Annotated in this window: 14 protein-coding genes and 1 pseudogene; 3 read left to right on the plus strand and 12 right to left on the minus strand. The window is 63.3% G+C overall.

All coding sequences use genetic code 11. The features are described 5' to 3' along the window. Positions 1–427 precede the first annotated feature (427 nt). A pseudogene (locus M3I53_RS10035) lies at positions 428–765 on the plus strand (transposase); the annotation flags it as partial. Positions 766–903: 138 nt separating this feature from the next. Here M3I53_RS10035 and M3I53_RS10040 read toward each other — a convergent pair. Next, entirely contained in the window at positions 904–1998 is a 1095-nt protein-coding gene (locus tag M3I53_RS10040; protein WP_254315793.1) for a beta-propeller fold lactonase family protein, read from the minus strand. A 53-nt stretch (positions 1999–2051) separates the two neighbouring features. Beyond that, the gene (locus tag M3I53_RS10045; protein ID WP_254315794.1) at positions 2052–3611 is read right to left on the minus strand and encodes a methyl-accepting chemotaxis protein; all 1560 of its coding nucleotides are present in this window, start codon (positions 3609–3611) and stop codon (positions 2052–2054) included. A gap of 420 nt (positions 3612–4031) precedes the next feature. Between M3I53_RS10045 and M3I53_RS10050 the strand changes: the two genes are divergently transcribed. Beyond that, positions 4032–5387, plus strand: coding sequence for an MFS transporter (locus M3I53_RS10050; protein WP_254315795.1), 1356 nt, complete (start codon positions 4032–4034; stop codon positions 5385–5387). Between the two features lie 22 nt (positions 5388–5409). Here M3I53_RS10050 and M3I53_RS10055 read toward each other — a convergent pair whose 3' ends face one another. From M3I53_RS10055 to M3I53_RS10065, 3 genes are all read right to left on the minus strand, one after another. Beyond that, complete coding sequence (locus M3I53_RS10055; protein ID WP_254315796.1) at positions 5410–6633, minus strand: MFS transporter; 1224 nt, start codon at positions 6631–6633, stop codon at positions 5410–5412. Between the two features lie 14 nt (positions 6634–6647). Beyond that, positions 6648–7100: a MarR family winged helix-turn-helix transcriptional regulator gene (locus tag M3I53_RS10060; RefSeq protein ID WP_254315797.1), complete on the minus strand. Its 453-nt coding sequence runs from the start codon at positions 7098–7100 to the stop codon at positions 6648–6650. A gap of 513 nt (positions 7101–7613) precedes the next feature. Further along, on the minus strand, positions 7614–7817 hold the full coding sequence (locus M3I53_RS10065; RefSeq protein WP_028202250.1) for a DUF2970 domain-containing protein: 204 nt from the start codon (positions 7815–7817) through the stop codon (positions 7614–7616). A gap of 434 nt (positions 7818–8251) precedes the next feature. Between M3I53_RS10065 and M3I53_RS10070 the strand changes: the two genes are divergently transcribed. Beyond that, the gene (locus tag M3I53_RS10070; protein WP_254315970.1) at positions 8252–9667 is read left to right on the plus strand and encodes a PLP-dependent aminotransferase family protein; all 1416 of its coding nucleotides are present in this window, start codon (positions 8252–8254) and stop codon (positions 9665–9667) included. Between the two features lie 41 nt (positions 9668–9708). On the opposite strand, the gene M3I53_RS10075 is transcribed toward M3I53_RS10070, so the two are convergent. The 7 genes from M3I53_RS10075 to M3I53_RS10105 form a co-directional block, all read right to left on the minus strand. Further along, positions 9709–9936, minus strand: a complete 228-nt coding sequence (locus M3I53_RS10075; RefSeq protein ID WP_254315798.1) for a hypothetical protein — start codon at positions 9934–9936, stop codon at positions 9709–9711. A gap of 624 nt (positions 9937–10560) precedes the next feature. Beyond that, entirely contained in the window at positions 10561–11202 is a 642-nt protein-coding gene (locus M3I53_RS10080; RefSeq protein WP_254315799.1) for a DsbA family protein, read from the minus strand. 186 nt (positions 11203–11388) lie between these two features. Next, positions 11389–13254, minus strand: a complete 1866-nt coding sequence (ilvB, locus tag M3I53_RS10085) for a biosynthetic-type acetolactate synthase large subunit (protein ID WP_254315800.1) — start codon at positions 13252–13254, stop codon at positions 11389–11391. Positions 13255–13547: 293 nt separating this feature from the next. Continuing rightward, positions 13548–13748: a copper chaperone gene (locus tag M3I53_RS10090; protein ID WP_254315801.1), complete on the minus strand. Its 201-nt coding sequence runs from the start codon at positions 13746–13748 to the stop codon at positions 13548–13550. 136 nt (positions 13749–13884) lie between these two features. Continuing rightward, positions 13885–15309: an efflux transporter outer membrane subunit gene (locus M3I53_RS10095; RefSeq protein ID WP_254315802.1), complete on the minus strand. Its 1425-nt coding sequence runs from the start codon at positions 15307–15309 to the stop codon at positions 13885–13887. Beyond that, entirely contained in the window at positions 15302–16480 is a 1179-nt protein-coding gene (locus M3I53_RS10100) for an efflux RND transporter periplasmic adaptor subunit (RefSeq protein WP_254315803.1), read from the minus strand. Before M3I53_RS10100 ends, M3I53_RS10095 begins: the two co-directional genes overlap by 8 nt. After that, complete coding sequence (locus tag M3I53_RS10105) at positions 16470–19658, minus strand: efflux RND transporter permease subunit (protein WP_254315804.1); 3189 nt, start codon at positions 19656–19658, stop codon at positions 16470–16472. The genes M3I53_RS10100 and M3I53_RS10105 overlap by 11 nt, the downstream gene beginning before the upstream one ends. Between the last annotated feature and the right edge of the window lie 61 nt (positions 19659–19719).

Consider the following 19719-nt stretch of genomic DNA (forward strand, 5'->3'; position numbering starts at 1 on the left):
GACTCATCTCATTTTTCGAGATGCGATTGAGCGGTAATGGCTGCGAAATCGAGTGAAAGGGGGAGCCTTTCACAAGTTCTCCGGGTAGAACAGCGATTCGGTGAGCGCGCGCCGCCAGTTCGCCGCTTCAGGACAAGAGTCCGCGCGTCGCCTTGTGCTCCGGCACGATCAACACGTGCAGTAATCGCTATCCGCGATGTCGTAGGCGTGGCCTCAAACGCAGACGAACGCGCGAGGCCTGCGCAGTTCAGGTACGCCAGTACTGACGTGCGATATACGACGCGCCAGGTATATAGGACTTCAAATTAACGATTCTGCGTCCCTTGGCCGCATCGGATGGTGTCCAGGCAAGTACGGCGACGTCGGTGGCCGGCGCTTCAATGTTGCGCACGCCGCTCTAACGACGGCAATGCCTGCCTCCGCTGAACACGGCCAGGAAACGGGTGTGTACGCCGACGCGGGCTATCAGGGTATCGAAAAGCGATGCCAGGCGAACCCGGTTCGCTGGCATGTCGCGATGCGGCCAGGCCCGCGTCGACAACTGGACCGAACGATCGTCTGGACGCGATATCCGACTAGATTGAACGCTTGAAAGCGGGCATCAGCGCCAAGGTTGAACATCCGCTCCGCGTGCTCAAGCAGCAATCTGGCTATACGAAGACCCGGTACCGAGGGTTATTGAAGAACACTGCGCAGATGCCGACACTGTTCGCCCTAGGCAACCTCTGGATCGCACGCAAGGCTTTACGCAATCCCCGAAGCTGAGATCCAGGCCGCGAGTCCCGGCGCACGGATGTCGTCACGCCTCAAGAGCGGACAACCAGTCTGCCAGCAGGCTCTTACGGCTAATACGACTCACTAGTAAAAAATCAGTGCTCCAAAAAGGAGCTGTGCAGACCTTCCCTAGCGGTTCGAGCCGTCGAAGTCCACCACTTCGACCCAATTCGCACCCTTGCCCACCGGGTACTTGCCGAGCTCACGCAGTGCACCGCTCTTCGCATCGATGCGGTATGCACTCAGCGTGGGCGAGAGCTGGCCCACGGCGAACAGATACTGGCCCGACGGATCGATATTGAAGCCGCGCGGCTGCTTCTCGGTGACGTACGTGCCGATGCGAGTGAGCTTGCCCGTTTCCGTGTTCACGCGGTACGCGCCCAGCGTGCTCGACGTGCGCTCCGAGATGTACAGGTGGCGGCCATCGGGCGTGAGGTGGACGTCGGCGCCCCACGGCTTGTCGCCGGAGAAGCCAGCAGGCAGGATCGAGATCGTCTGGATCGGCTTGACCGAGTCGTTCGCCGCGTTGAAGGCGAGCACGTGCAGCTTGCCGTCGAGTTCGTCGATCAGATAGACAAAACGCTGGTCCGGCGAAAACTGGAAATGACGCGGGCCGGAATCCTTCGGCAGCGAGTAAGCGGGTTTCGCATCCTCGTTGAGCGCGCCCGTCGAGGCGTCGAACTTCAGGCGCAGCCAGGTGTCGGCGCCGAGCACCGAGGCGAATGCATAGCGGTTGTCCGGCGAGGTGCGAATGATGTGCGCCATCGGACCCGTCTTCACGGTTTGCTGCACGTCCCCCGCCACGCCGTTTTCGCCGATGCGGTTCACCGCCAGCAGATTGCCGCCGTACGAAGCGGAAAGCAGGTAACGCCCCGTGCCATCGGTGGAAACATAGGCCATGCTCTCCGCGAGCGGCGCGCGGCCCAGTTCGGCGAGACGGCCATCGAGCGGATTTACGGCGAAGCTCACCACGCGATACGGCTTCGAGCGCAGCGCCGCATACAGGTGATGATGGTCGGGCGAGAACGCCATCGGCATCACCGTGCCGCCCACCGGCACGGTCTCGACCGCGGCCAGCGTGCCGTTTTGCGCATCGAGGCGGAACACCGAAATGTCCTGGCTGTCGGCGTTCGACACATACACGTAGCTAGCCGCATACACGGCCACCGATGCCGCGAGCCCGAAAACAGCACCCACCACGCTGCGCAAGATTGCCTTCTTCATGTCGTCCTTTCTGCTTTGTTAGTTCTATTGACTGGTCTCGCGCGCTGCTTTCCTCACGCAAGCGCGCCGACGCGAAACACCGAAACTGCTTCCTTCATCGATTGCGCCTGGTGCTCGAGCGCGCTTGCGGCGGCGGCGGCCTGCTCGACGAGCGCGGCGTTCTGCTGCGTGACCTGGTCCATCTGGCTCACGGCCATGCCTACCTGCTGAATGCCCGTGCTCTGCTCGGCGGTGGCCGTCGTGATCTCGGCCATGATCGTGGCGACATTGCGCACCGAGTTGACGATTTCATTCATCGCCTCGCCTGCCTGCGCAACGAGGGCGTTGCCGTTGCGCACGTCTTCCATCGAAGCGCCAATCAGTTCCTTGATCTCGCGCGCGGCGCCCGCGCTGCGCTGCGCGAGCGTGCGCACCTCGCCCGCGACCACGGCGAAGCCGCGTCCTTGCTCCCCCGCGCGCGCCGATTCCACGGCGGCGTTGAGCGCAAGAATATTGGTCTGGAAAGCGATGCTGTCGATCATGCTCGTGATCTCGGCAATCTTCTGCGAGCTGACGCTGATGTCCTGCATGGTCTGCACGGCGCGTCCCACCACGTCGCCGCCGCGCTGCGCGAGTTCGGCCGCGCCCGTGGCGAGCGTGCTGGCCTCGGATGCGTTCACGGAGTTCTGCTTCACCGTGGAGGTGAGTTCTTCCATGCTCGCGGCCGTTTCTTCGAGCGAGGCCGACTGCTCCTCCGTGCGGCTCGACAGATCGAGATTGCCCGCCGCGATCTCGCGCGCGGCCGTGTGAATCGCGTCGCAACTGTCGCGCACGCCGGCCACGGTGTGCGAGAGCCCCGCCTGCATCCGGCGCATGGCCGCGAACAGCAGGCCGATTTCGTTGCGGCCCGCTTCGGGCACGCGCACGGTGAGATCGTTCGAAGCAATGCGGTCGAGCACCGCCGCGGCGTCGGCCAGCGGCCGCGACACGATGCGCTGCAAGGCAAAATGCGTGAAGACGACGAGCGCCAGCGCGATGGCCACGCCCACGCCCACGAGCGTAACGATCCATGTGTAGCGCGCGTTGCCGTCGTCGAGCGTTGCCTCCGCGAGCGCGTTGGCGAGCTTCTGGAACTTCTCCACGTTCACCGAATAGGCTGCGCCGGCGGCGGTGATATCCGTGTCGTTGACCGCCACGTAAGCGGCCGTGTCGCCGTTGCGCAGTGCATCGGTGGCGCGCGTGAGCGTGTTCGAGAGTTGCTCAGCCGACTCGAGCAACTGACGCTTGAGGTCCGCGTCCATGCCATCGAAAGCCGGTGCATTGGCGAAGGCCTGGGTCTCGCTCGCCGAAAGCTCCAAGCTATGGGCCGCGCTCTTCAGCGCGGAGTCGCGCGTGGCCGTGTCGTTGCGTTCCTTGAGCGCGCTATAGCCGCGCACGAGCGCCGAACGCGTGCGCGTGGTGTCCTTGTAGGCGTCATTGACCAGAATGGTCTGGCGCGCGATTTCATGCAGGCGTTGGGCGCTGGCGTTCGACTCCCGCAGCGAGAACACGCCCGCGAAGCCGCCAATCAGGATCATCACGCCAAAGATCACCAGCACTGCAAGGAGGCTGGCTCGTACCGTCGTGTTGCGCATGTTGCTTCAATCCCCGGTTTCCATGGTGTTCTTCTTTACGGCTCAAATGCCGGAGTCTTGAGGGTCCCGTCGCCATGTTGTCCAACAACTTTGCGGCATCATCCCATAATCCCGGGACTATCCTGAAATTCGAGTTTACCCTGATAGCGACTCGAGAGGCATACAGTCTGGTTGCCTCGACCTCCCAAGCGTTGTACGATTAGCTCAGACAACCAGCCGTGATGTCAAACAACCAACGGAAAACTGGCTCAATAAGCAGCTAATCAGGTCCGCAAACAGAACGCGCTTGACGACCAGTCAGGCGCGTTCTTGCGTAAGTAAATGCGGCGTGCACTAGGCGCGCCGTCCGGAGACAGCAGATTCAGGCCGCGGCGTGCTCGCAAGCGGCCCGCGTCTCGCGCACGAGAGAGGTCGATCCACATGTCGTTGAGCCGCACCGCCACGCAGTCCGATGTCGCCAGGCGCACCAAGGTGCGCTACCTGATCCTCTCGCTGATCTTCATCATCACCACGCTCAACTACGCGGACCGCGCCACGCTCTCGGTCACGGGCTCGGCCATGCGCACCGAGTTCGGTCTCGATGCCATCCACATGGGCTACATCTTCTCGGCGTTCAGTTGGGCCTATGTGCTCGCGCAAGTGCCTGCGGGTTGGGTGCTCGACCGCTTCGGCGCGCGCCGCGTGTACGCGGGCAGCATCTTCCTGTGGTCGCTCTTCACGCTGCTGCAAAGCTCGATTGGGCTGCTTGGCAGCGCGGGCGCCGCGATTGCGGGCCTCTTCGCGCTGCGCTTCGCAATGGGTGCAGCCGAAGCGCCCGCCTTCCCCGCCAACGCCAAAGTAGTGGCGAGCTGGTTCCCGGCGAAAGAGCGCGGCACGGCCTCGGCCATTTTCAATTCGGCGCAGTATTTTGCGGCCGTGGTGTTTACGCCGCTCATGGCGTGGCTCACGCATGCGTATGGCTGGCATCACGTGTATATCGTGATGGGCGTGGGCGGCCTCGTGCTCGCCTTCGCGTGGATCCGGTTCATGAAGAATCCGGCCGATCATCCGGGCGTGAACCAGCAGGAACTCGAATACATCGAGGCGGGCGGCGGCATCGTGAACGGGCATCAACACGCAGCGCGCGGCGAGCGCAGGGAACGTAAGGGCGCGAACTGGGCGGTCATCCGCCAGCTGCTCGGCAACCGCATGCTGCTCGGCGTCTATCTCGCGCAGTACTGCATCAACGTGCTCACGTACTTCTTCCTCACGTGGTTCCCGATCTACCTCGTGCAGGCGCGCCACATGACCATCCTGAAGGCTGGGCTCATTGCTTCGCTGCCGGCGATCTGCGGCTTCCTGGGCGGGGTGCTGGGCGGCTTGGCTTCGGACGCCCTGGTCCGCTCGGGCCGCTCGCTCACCATGGCGCGCAAGGTGCCGATCGTCGGGGGCATGGTGCTCTCGTCGTGCATCGTCGGCTGCAACTACGTGAACAGCGACTGGATCGTGGTCGCGCTCATGTCGCTCGCGTTCTTCGGCAAGGGTCTGGGCGCGCTCGGCTGGGCCGTGATCGCCGATACCGCGCCGCGCGAAGCGATCGGCCTCTCGGGCTCGATCTTCAACATGTTCGGCAATGTGGCCGGCATCGTCACACCGATCGTGATCGGCTATCTCGTGGCGGAAACCGGCTCGTTCAACGGCGCGCTCGCCTTTGTCGGCATCAACGCGATCGTTACGGTGATCAGCTATCTCGTGATCGTGAAGGACATCAAGCGCGTGGAGTTGAAGCCCGCTTGATTGTGTGCGGTCGTTCGGCGAGCTATGGCTTCTCGTGGGCCCGCCGCGCGAGCGTGCGGGCCGCGACGATCGCGGCCGAGAATCCCGAAGCCGCGCCCACCAGCAACGCCCAGCGCGGCCCCCAGTGGTCGGCGACCCACCCCACGATCGGCGCGCCGATGGGTGTGCCGCCCAGCGCCACGGCCAGGCGAATCGCCAGCACGCGGCCGCGCATGCCGGGCTCGGTGGAAAGCTGCATGAGGCTGTTGGTTTCGGTGGTGAACGTGAGCGCCGCGATGCCGATCATCACGAGCGCGCCGCCAAACCACCAGTAGCCCGGCGCAACCGACGCCAGCAGGCATCCCACCCCGAACGCCGCCGCCGCGAACAGCAGCGAGACAAAACGCGGATGGCTGCGCCCCGCGCCGAAGAAGGCGCCACTCATGGTGCCCACCGCCATCATGGAAGACAGGAGTCCGTAGCGTCCTGCGTCGGCGTGAAAGACGTTCACGGCCATCGTCGAGATGAAGATCGGAAAGTTCAGCCCGAAGGTACCGATCAGGAACAGCATGACGAGAATGGCCCGCAGGTCCGGGCGCGCCCACACGTAGTGGAACCCCGCGGCAATGCCGCCCTTCGCGGGTTGCGCGCGCCTTGCCGAACGCAGCTCGTCCACGCGCAGGCGCGTGAGCGAGATCAGCACGGCGACGAACGACAGGCCGTTGAGCAGGAAGGCCCAGCCCACGCCCACCGATGCAATGACGATTCCCGCCACGGCCGGGCCGATCATGCGCGCGGCGTTGAACGAAGTGGAATTGAGCGCGACGGCATTGGAGAGATCGGCGTCGCCCACCAGCTCCGAGACGAAGGTTTGCCGCACCGGCGCATCGAATGCCGTCGTGCAGCCGAACAGGAACGCGAACACGTACACGTGCCAAAGCTGCACGAGCCCCGTCGCCGTGAGCACGCCCAGTGCAATGGCAAGCGTTCCGAGCGTGGCTTGCGTAACCATGAGCAGCTTGCGCTGGTCGAAGTGGTCGGCGGCGAAACCCGACCAGGGCATGAACAGCATTTGCGGCCCGAACTGCAAGCCCATCACGATACCGACTGCGGCCGCGCTGTGATGCGTGAGCCCGGTGAGCACGAGCCAGTCTTGCGCGGTGCGCTGCATCCACGTGCCTACGTTCGAGACGAGCGCGCCAGCGGACCATACGCGATAGTTGTAAGTCCTGAGCGAACGAAAGAACCCGGAAGCTGGAGCGCCCATGTGACCGCCTCGCCTTAGTCGGCCACGAGCCGCTTGAGCAGTTCGACTGCGGCGACTAGCTGCTGTTGCTCGGCGGCCGAAAGGCGCGTGTCGATCCTGCGCGAGAGCCAGTCCTGACGCGCCGCCCGCCCCTCCTTGAGCCACTCGCGAAACGCGTGAGTGAGCGACCAGAGCGTTTGGCGCCCATCATTGGGATCCGGTGCGCCGCTAATATGGCCCGCCGCTTCGAGCGGCGCGATGAGGGTGCCCATGGACTGCGGGCGCATGCCCTCCGCGCGCGCAAGGCTCGACACAGTCGACGGCCCCTCGCGCTCGAGCCGCTGCAGCACGGCCATCTGGGAAGGTGTGAAGTCGCCGAGGATCGCCTGCTCGCGAAAACGGCGACGCAGCTGCCCGACCAGTGCCCGCAGGTCGCCGGCAAGCGCCGCGGCGAGGTCCGGAGGGGGAGTTTGGGCGCGTTCGGACATCCCCGCATTGTAGGAGATGTGAAGGTAAACTGCAAAGATTACCTTCATATATCTCTACGCGAGGACAGTGCCGTAAACGCGAACGAGAGGAGGGACGTGGTGATGGTATCGGCTGCGAACGTCATCGGCTCGATGGCGCATTCGTCGGCGGTCTACACCGGAATCCGGTGCTCGCCCTCGCGCGCGACCCGCTCGCACTTTCCAGCGACGACACGAAAGCGAAGCGCACGAGTACGACAAATCGCAAGAGCAGGCGGCGTTCGACGGCGACCGCGTGCGCGCGCCCAGCACCGCGTCAGGGTCAGCATGCGGCGCGGCACTCGGCCGGTTCCCCTGCGCCAACGCACGGCTTGCGTCGCATGCCAGACCGTCGAGCATCACCTGGGCATGCGCCGCAACCGTCGATGCCGGCAGGCCCGCCACCAGCTCCGCCACGCGCCCGGCCGCCGGCACCACGCTGCCGATCTTGCTGGATATCCATCTCATACGCCTGCTTTCGGCAACACCGGATGCTCAGAAGCCTTGTGCGGTTCCCGTAGAATGCGCGACCAGCAGCACGACACCCAGTATGCAAGCCCCAATCATGGCGGCGAGCACGACCGCCACGAACGGCAGCCACTTGAAGTTCACGCTGGCCAAATCGGCTTCGTGCGACGCGCTTTTACGCACACCGAAAAAACTCCAGAGAACCATGCGCATCATTCGAACGAGTTCCATCATTGACTCCGGTTACGTCGATCAGGTCGATCGGATAGCCAGATCTTCAACCTTGCGCACTGACAAAAAAAGCAGCAGTTACGAACGATTCGAGCGATGCAGAAGGTTCACGGCTGCCAGAACCCCATAAAGAAACGCCCCGGTACTCGCGCACCGGGGCGAAAGGCTTGCCACGCTACAGGCAAAAAGAGCCGCAAGCTCTGCGGGTTTAGGTGATGATCCAGGCACTCGCGCAGTAATCCCGGCGCATCCCGGGAGAACAGACCCGGACTGCGATGCGCACTGGCCGCAATGATCCGCCCTCGCGGGAACCACGTATAGAAGCAGTCGACGCATAATTGACCGTAGCAGACCCGATTTCCCGTCCGGCGAGCCGTGAGAAAATTGCTCGAAACCCAAGCCCAGCCATGACCTCTCTGGAAGACCCCGGACGCATGACACGCTATGAACGCCTCGCGCAGAGCATGGCCGCCCAGATTCGCTCCGGCAACCTGAAGCCGGGCTCGCGCATGCCGTCGCTGCGGCAGATCATTGCGCAGCACGGCGTGAGTCAGTCCACGGCGGCGCGTGCTTACTACGTGCTCGAACAGTGGGGCCTCGTGCGCGCCGAAGAACGTTCGGGCTACTACGTCGCGCCGCTCTCGAAGCCCAACACGGCGGATTCGAGGGCAACGACGGGCGAGAGCGCCACTGTGGATATCAGCGAGCTGGTGTTCTCGGTGCTCGACGCCGCCAAGCGCCCCGGCATCGTGCCGCTCGGCTCCGCCTTCCCCTCCCCGTTGCTGTTTCCGCTGTCGCGCCTGGCAAAATCGCTGGGCCAGGCCGCGCGCAGCGTGAGCCCGTGGAGCACGGTGGTCGATCTGCCGCCCGGCAATGAGAACCTGCGCCGACAGATTGCGCTGCGCTACATGCGGGTTGGCATCTCGCAGCCGGCCGAGGACATCATCATCACCAACGGCGCGCTGGAGGCGCTCAATCTTTGCCTGATGGCGGTCACGCAGCCCGGCGATATCGTCGCCGTGGAATCGCCGGGCTTTTATGCGGCGCTTCAGGCGATCGAGCGGCTCGGGCTGCGCGCGGTCGAAATTCCTGTCGATACCGCCACGGGCCTCGACCTCGACGCGCTGGCGCAAGCGCTGGACAAGCACCCCATCCGCGCCTGCTGGTTCATGACGAATTTCCAGAACCCCACGGGCGTCACGTTGTCGGCAGAGAAAAAGGAAGCGCTAGTCGAACTGCTCGCGAAACACGAGGTCCCGCTCATCGAAGACGATGTGTACGGCGAGCTGCACTACGCGCCGAACTATCCGCCGCCGGCCATCGCGTTCGACCGGCGTGGCCTCGTCATGCACTGCGGTTCGTTTTCGAAGAACCTGGCGCCCGGTTATCGCGTGGGCTGGGCGAGCGCTGGGCGTTTCGCGGAACGCGTGCAGCGCCTGAAGCTCATGACGACGATCTCAGCCAGCATTCCCGCCCAGGCCGGCATTGCCGACTACCTGGAGCATGGCGGCTACGAGCGTCATTTGAAAAAGATCCGGCTGGCCATGCAGACGCAGCGCGATGCGATGATCGAGGCGATCCGCCGGTGGCTGCCTGAAGGCACGCAGTACACGCGGCCCGAGGGCGGCTATTTTCTGTGGCTCACGTTTCGCGAGCGCATCGACGCCATGGCGCTCCATCGTCTCGCGATCGAACGCGGGATCAGTGTCGCGCCCGGCCCGCTCTTTTCCGCGTCACGTGCATTCGAAAACTGCATACGGCTCAACTACGGGCATCCCTGGTCGGCGCGCCTCGATGAGGCGATCCGCACACTGGGCGAACTGCTCGTTCATCCCGATGTGTGTGCTTGATCGCGATCGATCGATGCGCGCGGCGCCAGCCCATGGCGACCTTAACTGCCAAAGAACAGGTTGCAGTAACTCACCGGGCCCACACAGGTATTGGCGTCCCGTGCCTGCGTCTTAGCCGGGCGCTGTGGCGCCTGATACGTATTCGCCCGGGACGTATTGGTCTGGGCCGCTTGTTGAACATTCGTCTGCGCGGGAACGAGGGATTCGGCGTGGACAGCGAAGCTGGCCGACAGCGAACAGGCGAAGAGGACAGCAGTAAGCAATTTCATTTCAATCTCTCTAGCAAGGTGATGGAGGCGATGCCTCCAGGGAAACAGCCTGGCCAGATTAATCACTTTCACCAATCAAGAGAATCCCGCAACCGCGGGAATGATCCTTCCGTTTTACGGAAGTCATGGAAGCGGGCCTGCTGAGTAGAACGCGCGAAATCGCAGCAGACAAATGCGGCTCAAATCCACCTTGCGGCCGCCGACGTTCCCGTCGAGATTTGTTCTCGCGACGCAAGACTCTTTGTCCATGGTGTGTGTTCGCACTCGCAACGGATGCGCCTACAGTGCATCTCCATCGGATCCGTCGATTCGAACGGCCACCCGACCGGCATACCCATACTGCGAGACACACAATGAGCACTTCCAAGGTCGTCATCGTCACCGGAGCATCGCAAGGCATCGGTGCCGCATGCTCCCGAAACGCACGCCGCGCTCGGCGCGATGCATCCGGTCGGTCGCATGGGCGAAATGTAGCGTCGAGCTAACGCTGGACGAGTTCGACGATTTCGTTGCTCTCGTTCATTGCATCACACTCCTTATTGATTTCCGCCTCGGTCCGGGAATTTGACGCGGGCTGCACAATCGCTTGCGCAGCCCGCTTCGAACAACCACGATCCCAAACGATCAGGCAAGCGGCCCCTCGATCTCATTGAGCCTTTCTTCGAGTGCGTTGACGCTCGCATAGCCCGAATGCACGGCGTACGTCCGGCCCTGTTCTTCAAGCATCAAGGTCGGGAACGACGCGACGCCAAGCGCTCGCGCGCGGGCGAAATCGCGCTGCGTTTCTTCTTTCGTTTCCGCGGCTGCCCATGCCTGGTAGAACGCGTCGGCAGTCACCTGAATACCGACGGCATCCAGCGCCGTCGCGGCGAGTTCACTCAGCACGTGACCGTCGGTCGTATCCAGCCCTTGCACATAGAACCCGTTCTGCAGCGCGCGAAACACCGAGAGCAACGCGTCGCCACTGGCGAAGCGGCGCGCCGCCACAACGGCGCGGCACACCGGCTCGGTATCGTAGACGAACCCCTCGCGCGCCATAAACGCATCGCGGTTGAACGGCAAGCCGCTCAGCGCTTGCACGCGCTGCCAGTGCTGCAGCCGGAAACGCTTGCCGGTTGCGTCGAGAACATCGGTCGCGCCAGCGCGAATCCCGCCGACCACGATTTCCAGTTTCAGATCCGGCACGCGCGCGACGAGTGACGAAAGCTCCTTGCCAAAACCATAGCACCACGAACACATCGGATCGCCAACATAGATCAGTTTCATTCCTGCTCGCTCACATGAAGAGACAACGCGGGGCCCGCAGGACCCCATGCCCCGCATCGCTCCCAGCCATCGGAATGACTATAGGGCTGCGGCCTGGCTCGATAAACGCCGCAGCCAGAACTTCTTTTGTTACATGGCGGAAAGACGCATTGCGCCTCACGAGCAGAACGGCGTAGCTGTCCTGGCCTAGAACATGTCCGAAGCCGATTGATTCCCTGCACGCGTGCCCTCCGACTCCACTCCATCCCGCGACGCAATGAACGGGCCGGTGATCATGTCGGAGTAGCTCATGCCAGGCCCGACCATCGGAAACACATCGGCCTCCTGATCGATCATGATTTCGAGGAAAGCGGGACCATCGAACGCCACAAAAGCCCGAAGCTTGTCCTCGACCTCGCTCAGGACCTCCACGCGCTGCGCGAACTCGAACCCGTCGGCACGCGCGGCCATGACAAAGTCCTTTCGATGCAGCGACTTGTCGCTCACGCACAGGCGCCCGTCGTAAAAGAGACGCTGCCACTGCCGGATCATCCCGTCGCCGACATTGTTGAACAGCAGCACTTTGACCGGGACGCCATAGGTAGTCGCGGTCTCCAGATCCCCTATATTCATGCGCATGCTGCCGTCACCGTCGATGTCGATCACGAGGGCATCGGGGCGTCCCATCTGTGCGCCGATCGCAGCGGGCAGGCCAAAGCCCATCGTTCCCATGCTGCCCGACGTGAGAAAGCTGCGCGGCTCGACGAAGTCGAAGAACTGCGCGGCCCACATCTGGTGCTGGCCCACGCCCGTGGTGACGATGGCCCGCCCGCCGGTAATCTCGCTTAGCTTTTCCACCACGAACTGCGGCTGAATGAGCGGGCTGGCGCGGTCATAATTCATCCCGTAGCGCTGTTTCAGCTCCATGATGTGGTCGAGCCACGCCAACGGCGCCTGCACGTGCGTTTCGTGTTGCATCAGCGAAAGCAGAGCGTCCTTAGCGTCGCCCACGTGAGTCCAGTGCGCGCGCTTGACCTTGTTGATCTCCGCTTCGTCGATATCGATGTGCGCGACATGGCGCGCTCGCGGCGCAAAGGCGTGCGGGCGGCCGCCGGCGACGCGATCGTCGAATCGCGCGCCCACGGCAATCAGGAAGTCGCAGTCTTCCACCGCGTAGTTCGCGCAAGCCGCGCCGTGCATGCCCAGCATGCCGAGCCCCAGTTCGTGCTTCACGGATATCGTGCCGAGTCCCATCAGGGTGTTCACCACGGGAATGCGGTAGCGCTCGGCGAACTGGCGCAATTCCGCCGTGGCGCCGGCGATCATGATGCCGCCGCCCGCGTACAGCAGCGGACGCTTGCTTTGCGCCAGCAAAGCGAAGAACTCGTGGCGCTTGCTCGCTTCGAGACGCGCGCCCTTCGCTACCTTGCGAAGACGCTCGGAGTAGCCGCGAAACGCCAGCGTGCCGTGCCCTTGCCAGGCGCCGGTCCAGTTCTGGATGTCTTTGGGCACATCCACCACGACCGGACCGGGACGACCGGTGCGCGCGACCTCGAAGGCCGTTCGCAGCGTCTGTTCGAGCTTGCCCGGGTCGGTCACCAGAAACACCTGCTTGGCGCACGCCGACATGATGTTGAACACCGGCGCTTCCTGGAAAGCGTCGCTGCCGATCGCGGCACGCGGCACCTGCCCGCAGATGAGCACCACCGGGACCGAATCGCCATTGCAGTCGGCGATCGGCGTTACCGCGTTGGTTGCGCCGGGACCCGACGTCACCATGAACACGCCGACCTTTCCGCTCGCGCGCGCGTAGCCCGCGGCCATGAAGCCGGCGGTCTGTTCGTTCGCGGGTACGACGAGGTTGATCTGCCGCTCGGGCTCGCCGGCGTGCAGTTCGTTGAAACGGAACACCGCGTCGTAGGTCGGCAGGATCGCGCCGCCGCTATAGCCGAACACGGTATCGACACCCTGTTCGCTGAGGACGCGCAAGATGATGTCGGCGCCCGACATCGGTTCGCCGGGGAGCGGTGCTTTCTGGGAGCTTTCTGGAACAATTTTCGGGATCTGGGTCATACCTGACTCGCACGGAAACGGGCGCTGATGCGATCAGCGGCCAAACACAACGGATCATTTCCCTTCCGACTCAAGAACAGCGTATGTCCCCTACCAGCTCGTGGACGACGGCTTCTGCGGGTTCTCCGCTGGAAACACAGTCCACCGGCACTCTTTTGACGTGCGCCTGGCAATACCGTGAGAAAGGGTTCCAATAATTCTGACGACGATTGAAGCGGCGCGCGTCAGCAATCAGGTCGTCTATAGGCCAGGATGCGTCGCATTCGGGCCACCGCGGCTGACGTCGGCCGCTCCTACCATTCGGCAATGCCGACGTCCATTTCCTCGTCGTAGAACGCAACCAGAAACTCTTCGGGCATCAACCAGGAATCGACGCTCACGGTTTGTGCGCCAACATCGACGTCGACTTTCGCGTCGGCGTCCACGGACTTCATCGCATGCACGATCGTCGCGAGATCGTCCGTGCGGATTTCAGTTTTCATCGCGAACTTCATTTTTCACCTCTCTGTCTGGATAACCAGTCTCGATAACTATAGGACCAACGCCCCATGCCACCAACCAGGTTCGCCTCAATTCACTCTTTACATCGCGTAAACCAAACCGGCGGCACGGGGCAATCGTTCAAAGAATTCAACCGGCCTTCAGGTCGTCCGTGGTCCAGCCGCCGCCGAGCGCGTGAATGAGGTCGACATTCGCATCGAGTTGCTGCGTCCGCAGCGCGATGACGCTGCGTTGCGCCTCAAGCTCGGCCGATTGCGCCTCGACCACATCCAGATAGCTCACCGCGCCGCGCTGATAACGCGCGAGCGCGAGGTCGAGCGCGGTTTGGGCGGCACTGGCAGCGTCCTGCTGCTGATTCGTCGCGGTGCCCAGATCGTCGAGCAACGTGAGGTTGTCCTCCACCTGCCGGAACGACGCCAGCACCACGCTGCGATAGCGTGCGCCTGCCTCGGCCGTCGCCTCCTTCGCCGAATCCAGCTGCGCGTGGCGCTTGCCGCCGTCCAGCAGATAGACCGCCAGCGAAGGGCCAATCGCCCAGTACGAACTGGACAGGCTGAGCAGACTGCCGAGCGCCGAGCTTTGCACGCCGCCTTGCGCGCTGAGCGTGAGCGTCGGGAAGTACGCCGCGCGTGCCACGCCAATTCTTGAATTGGCCGCCGCGATGCGCCGTTCGGCTGCGGCGACGTCAGGACGCCTTTGCAACAGCGTCGACGGAACCCCGACCGGAATCACAGGCAACGCGATGGCATCGGTATTCGGCGCTAGCTGGAACTCCGAGGGCGTTGCGCCGACCAGCACCGCCACCGCGTGTTCGAGCAATGCGCGCCTCGCGCGGACCTGCGTGAGTTCGGACTGGACCGATGACAACTGGTTGCTGGCCCGCGCCACGTCGAGTCCCGAGACGATGCCCGCGCCATGCCGGTTGCGGGTCAGGTCCAGCGCCTTCTGGTACGCTTGCTCGGTCCCCTCGCTCAGCTGAATCTGCTGATCGAGACCGCGCAGGTCGACATAGCTTCGAGCGAGCTCGATTTCGAGGCTCAACTGGGTCGACGCGAGATCCGCTTTCGACGCCAGCCCTTCGTCCTTACTTGCAGCAACGGAATCGCGCACGCGTCCCCAAAGGTCCACTTCGTAATCGACTTCGACACCCAGCGTGGCCGAGTTGTAATCGGTCGGCCCAGTCGGGCTGCGCAACGGCCGCGTGTCCGACTCGCGATCGCGCTGGACATTGCCCACAGCGGAAACCTGCGGGTACATCTGCGACTTGACCTGCCTGATGTACGCCTGCGACTGCTCATAGTGAAACAGCGCCGCGCTCAGGTCGGGGTTATTCGCGATCAGCCGCTGCTCGAGGTCGTCGAGTTCGGGCTCCTTGTACAGCTTCCACCATCCCGCGCAGTCGAGCTGGTCAGCGGGGCTGGCCACGGTCCATGGTCCCTGCGTCTGGTACTGCGCCGCGACGGGCATTTCGGGCACCTCGTAGTGCGGCGCGAGCGAGCACGCGGCGAGCGCCACGGCACTCACCAGCGTAGCCAGTTTCAGATACTTAGTCATGCTTGCCACCTTGTGCCGTGGGCGCGATCACCCGAACATGGTCGCCTTCGACGAGACCATCGGGCGGCGCATCGATCACGCGGTCGCTTTGCGCCAGCCCCGAGCCGATATCGACCGCGTTGCCGAGGTCCTGCACGATCGAAACCGGTTTGAAGTGAACGGTGCCGCTGCGATCGACGGTGGCGAGCCGCAGCCCCCGGTTGTCGAATATCAGTGCACTGGCCGGCACCCTCAGCGCGTCGGCGCGTGCCGGCAGCGCAAAGTGCAGATTCACGAAGTCGCCCGGCAACAGCAGATGACCTGGGTTATCGACCATCAACTGGACGAGCGACGTGCCCGATGCGGCGTTGACCGAGTCGGCCAGACCCACGACCGTGGCGGTGAATGTCTTGCCGGGATACTCCGGTACGGTGAAGCTGCCGGTGCACCCTGGCTTGACCGCCGGCACGTATTCCTGCGGCACGTGCACGTATACGCGCAGCTTGTCCACGCTCGATACGGAGAAGAGCTGCGGCCCCGCACCGCCGCCCGCATTGATCAATGCGCCGACGTCCGTGTTGCGTGCGGTGATCACGCCGTCGAACGGGGCGACGATTCGCGCGAAGCTCTTCGTCGCGACCAGCCGGTCCAGATTGGCCTGCGCTGCCGCCACACGGGCCTGCTTCGCCACGTAGTCCTGCGTGCGGTCATCGACCTCCTGGCGCGACATCGAATCGGAGTCCAAAAGACTTTGCCAGCGTGCCGCGGTCGTTTTCGCGAGCGCGGCATCGGCTTGCGCGCTCGTGAGGTCGGCCTTCGCCTGAATCAACTGCTGATCGAGTTCGGGCGTTTCGATCTCGGCGAGTGTTTGGCCTGCCTTCACCGGTGTGCCGATGTCGACGCTCCACGATTTCAGATATCCGCTCACGCGTGCATAGATGGGCGCGCTTTCGAAAGCCTCCAGTCTGCCGGGCAGGTCCAGCGAGCCGCCCGGCGCCTCCGGGGCGGGCACGACGACATTCACGGACGGCACGGCTTGCGCCTCGGTCCAGTCTTTGAGTTGATGCTCATGCCTCATGCGAAGCGAGACGCCGCCAACCACGATAAGGGCGGCGAGTGCACCGCCAACGATGCCTGTTAAAGAAAGCTGACGCTGCGCGAGTGCGGCGCGCGTTGTGGGTTCAGAGGACATGGATCGAATCTCCGGTAAGCTGCGCGGCCGTCGATGTGCGACCCCGACGCGAGTGGATCATGCAAAAAATAGCGGGCACGAGAAAAAGCGTTGCGGCAGTGGCGAACAGCAGTCCGCCAATCACCGCTCGGCCCAACGGCGCGTTTTGCTCTCCGCCCTCGCCGAGACTCAAGGCCATCGGCGCCATGCCGATGATCATCGAGAGCGCCGTCATGAGGACCGGCCGAAACCGGGTCGTACCGGCTTCCAATGCCGCCTTGAACGCGTCGCCGTGCTCGGCCAGACGTTCGCGGCAGAAACTCACCACCAGAATCGAATTGGCCGTAGCCACGCCCATGCACATGATTGCGCCGGTCAGTGCAGGCACCGACAGCGTGGTATCCGTCGCGAACAACATCCAGACGATGCCGGCCAATGCGCCAGGCAAGGCCGCCACGATCACGAGCGGATCGGACCACGACTGGAAATTGACGACGATGAGCAGGTAGATCAGCACCACGGCGCCCAGAATCCCAAACGACAACCCGCCAAACGCATTGTTCATCGTCTGCGCCTGGCCGAGCAGCACGACCTTCGCCCCCTTGGGCGCGTCCTTCGCGTTGGCCGAAACGATGTGGCGAATGTCGGCGGCGACGGCGCCGAGATCGCGGCCCTGGGTCGTGGCGAATACCTCGACCATCGGCTGCACGTTGTAGTTGCTCACCACTTCGTTGCTGGCCGTGCGGTGAATGCTCGCGACCCCGCCGAGAATTTGCCCATCGTTGGCCTCGGCCCCGCCGCTCACCGGCAGATTCACGAGCGACGAGAGCGAATCCACGCTGTATTGCGGCGTCTGAAGCACGATCGAATACTCCACGCCATTGGCCGCGTTGAGCCAATAGGTCGGGTCGATCTGGCTCGAACCCGCCATGTGCACCACGAGGCTGTTGGTCACATCGCGTTCGGTGAGGCCCTGAAGCGATGCGCGGTCGCGATCGACGTCGATATTGAATTGCGGATTGGCCTGCGATTGCTCGATGCGCGCATCGACGACGCCGGGCACGTGGCGGATCTGACGCAGCAGCGAGTTGGCGTAGGCGAAGTCGGCCGGCAGATTGTTGCCGCGAATCTGCAGGTCGATCGGTGCAGGCGAGCCGAAGTTCAGGATCTGGCTCACGATGTCCGCAGGCGGGAACGAGAACGTCACGCCGGGGAACGCACGCGGCAGCGATTCGCGCAACTTGCGCACGTAGGCAGCCGTGGGCCCATGGCCTTCCTTCAGCGATATCTGAATGTCACCGTCCTGCGGGCCGATCGTGCCCGTGTTGTTGTAGGCCGTGTTGATGGAGCTGGTGGACAGTCCAATGTTGTCCACCACGGTGCCCAGTTCGGAAGGCGGAATCGTCGTGCGAACCAGGGCTTCCACTTCCGCGAAAATCTCGGCGGTTCTCTCCACACGCGTGCCCACGGGCGCGCGCACGTGTAGCAGGATTTGGCCTGCATCGACGTCCGGGAAGAAGTTGCGTCCAAGCAGCGGCATCAACGCGAACGACACCACGACGAATGCAAAGAAGCCAACCACGAACGCGCGGCGGCGCTCCAGCACCCGTTCGAGCATCGCGGCGTAACTGGCACGCACGCGCTCGAAGCGCTGCTCGAATCCGCGGTGAAAGCGCGCCCACACGCTGGCAGACTCGTGACGTCCCTGCTCATGCGCATGTGCCCTCAGCAGGTACTTTGCCATCGTCGGCACGAGGGTGCGCGAGAGAATGAACGAGGAAATCATTGCGAAGATCACCGACTCGGCCATCGGCACGAACAGGAACCTCGCCACGCCATTCAGGAAGAACATCGGCACGAACACGATGCAGATGCAAAGCAGAGAGACGAACGCGGGCGTCACGATTTGCGCCGCGCCATCGAGAATCGCGCTTTCGACGTCCTTGCCTTGCTCCAGGTGCCAGTTGATGTTCTCGATGGTCACGGTGGCGTCGTCCACGAGAATGCCCACCGCCAACGCGAGCCCGCCGAGCGTCATGATGTTGAGCGTTTCGCCGAGCACCGAGAGCACGGAAATCGAACCGAGAATCGCGAGCGGAATGGAAGTCGCGATAATGATCGTCGAGCGCCAGCTGCCCAGGAACAGCAGGATCATCACGCTCGTGAGCAAGGCGGCAATCAAGCCCTCGCGCGCCACGCCCTTGATCGCCGAGCGCACGAAGATCGACTGGTCGCCGATTGCATCGATCTGAAGCGCGTCGGGCAAGGAGGCCTTCGCATCGGCAACCTTCCGGCGAATGCCGCCGATAATCGACAATGTGGATGCCGAACCGTTCTTGAACACGGTGAGCAGCACCGAACGCTTGCCTTCCACGTGAACGATGTTGGGCTGCGGCGGGCTGCCGTCGGTCACGTCGGCGACATCATGCATATGCACAACGGTGCCGTTGGCCGACTTGATCGGCAGGTTGGCAATGGCCGTGATCGTCTCCGGCGCATCGTTCAGTTGCAGCGTGTACTCGTAGTTGCCTATCTTTTCGGTGCCGACCGGCGTCACGAGGTTCTGCGCCGTGAGCGCATTGAGTACGTCCTCGGCCGACAAGGAGCGTGCCTCGAGTTCGGACGGCTTGATGTTGATCTGAACCTGCCGGTCCTTGCCGCCGAACGGAAACGGGATCGCGGCGCCATTCACCGTCGCGAGAATCGGCCGCAACTGGTTCTTGCCGAGGTCCGCCAGATTCTGTTCCGAGAGGCCCTTGCCCGAAAGGGCGAGCTGGATGATCGGAACAGTCGAAGCGTTGTAGTTGATGATGAACGGCGGCGTCGCCGAAGGCGGCAACTGCTTCAGAATCTCCTGCGAAATGGCGGTCACCTGCGCATTCGCGGTACCGATATTGGTGCCCGGCTGAAAGAAGATCTTGACGATGCCATAGCCGGTCAACGAGGTGCCCTCGATGTGCTGGACGCCGTTCACGGTAGTCGTCAACACCCGCTCGTACGGAGCCATCACGCGACCTTCCATCTGGTCGGGCGAAAGCCCGGTGTACTGCCATACCACGCTAATCACCGGGATATTGATCGGAGGAAAAATATCCGTAGGGGTGCGAAACGCCGACAGAACGCCGACGATCAGGATAAACACGGCCAGTACGACGAAGGTATGGGGCCGTTTCAGCGCAACGCGCACGATGCCAATCATGATAATTCCAGTATTGAAGCTGGCATCGCCCCTAACCGCGGCGGATTCCAGCAAGCAGATG

Source organism: Paraburkholderia sp. CNPSo 3272, assembly GCF_024206495.1.
Lineage (GTDB): Bacteria > Pseudomonadota > Gammaproteobacteria > Burkholderiales > Burkholderiaceae > Paraburkholderia.

Bases quoted from the DNA above. Each gene is read 5' to 3' on its own strand.
- M3I53_RS10040 (WP_254315793.1), bottom strand. From the start codon at position 1,998: ATGAAGAAGGCAATCTTGCGCAGCGTGGTGGGTGCTGTTTTCGGGCTC.
- M3I53_RS10045 (WP_254315794.1), bottom strand. From the start codon at position 3,611: ATGCGCAACACGACGGTACGAGCCAGCCTCCTTGCAGTGCTGGTGATC.
- M3I53_RS10050 (WP_254315795.1), top strand. From the start codon at position 4,032: ATGTCGTTGAGCCGCACCGCCACGCAGTCCGATGTCGCCAGGCGCACC.
- M3I53_RS10055 (WP_254315796.1), bottom strand. From the start codon at position 6,633: ATGGGCGCTCCAGCTTCCGGGTTCTTTCGTTCGCTCAGGACTTACAAC.
- M3I53_RS10060 (WP_254315797.1), bottom strand. From the start codon at position 7,100: ATGTCCGAACGCGCCCAAACTCCCCCTCCGGACCTCGCCGCGGCGCTT.
- M3I53_RS10065 (WP_028202250.1), bottom strand. From the start codon at position 7,817: ATGGAACTCGTTCGAATGATGCGCATGGTTCTCTGGAGTTTTTTCGGT.
- M3I53_RS10070 (WP_254315970.1), top strand. From the start codon at position 8,252: ATGACACGCTATGAACGCCTCGCGCAGAGCATGGCCGCCCAGATTCGC.
- M3I53_RS10075 (WP_254315798.1), bottom strand. From the start codon at position 9,936: ATGAAATTGCTTACTGCTGTCCTCTTCGCCTGTTCGCTGTCGGCCAGC.
- M3I53_RS10080 (WP_254315799.1), bottom strand. From the start codon at position 11,202: ATGAAACTGATCTATGTTGGCGATCCGATGTGTTCGTGGTGCTATGGT.
- ilvB (WP_254315800.1), bottom strand. From the start codon at position 13,254: ATGACCCAGATCCCGAAAATTGTTCCAGAAAGCTCCCAGAAAGCACCG.
- M3I53_RS10090 (WP_254315801.1), bottom strand. From the start codon at position 13,748: ATGAAGTTCGCGATGAAAACTGAAATCCGCACGGACGATCTCGCGACG.
- M3I53_RS10095 (WP_254315802.1), bottom strand. From the start codon at position 15,309: ATGACTAAGTATCTGAAACTGGCTACGCTGGTGAGTGCCGTGGCGCTC.
- M3I53_RS10100 (WP_254315803.1), bottom strand. From the start codon at position 16,480: ATGTCCTCTGAACCCACAACGCGCGCCGCACTCGCGCAGCGTCAGCTT.
- M3I53_RS10105 (WP_254315804.1), bottom strand. From the start codon at position 19,658: ATGATTGGCATCGTGCGCGTTGCGCTGAAACGGCCCCATACCTTCGTC.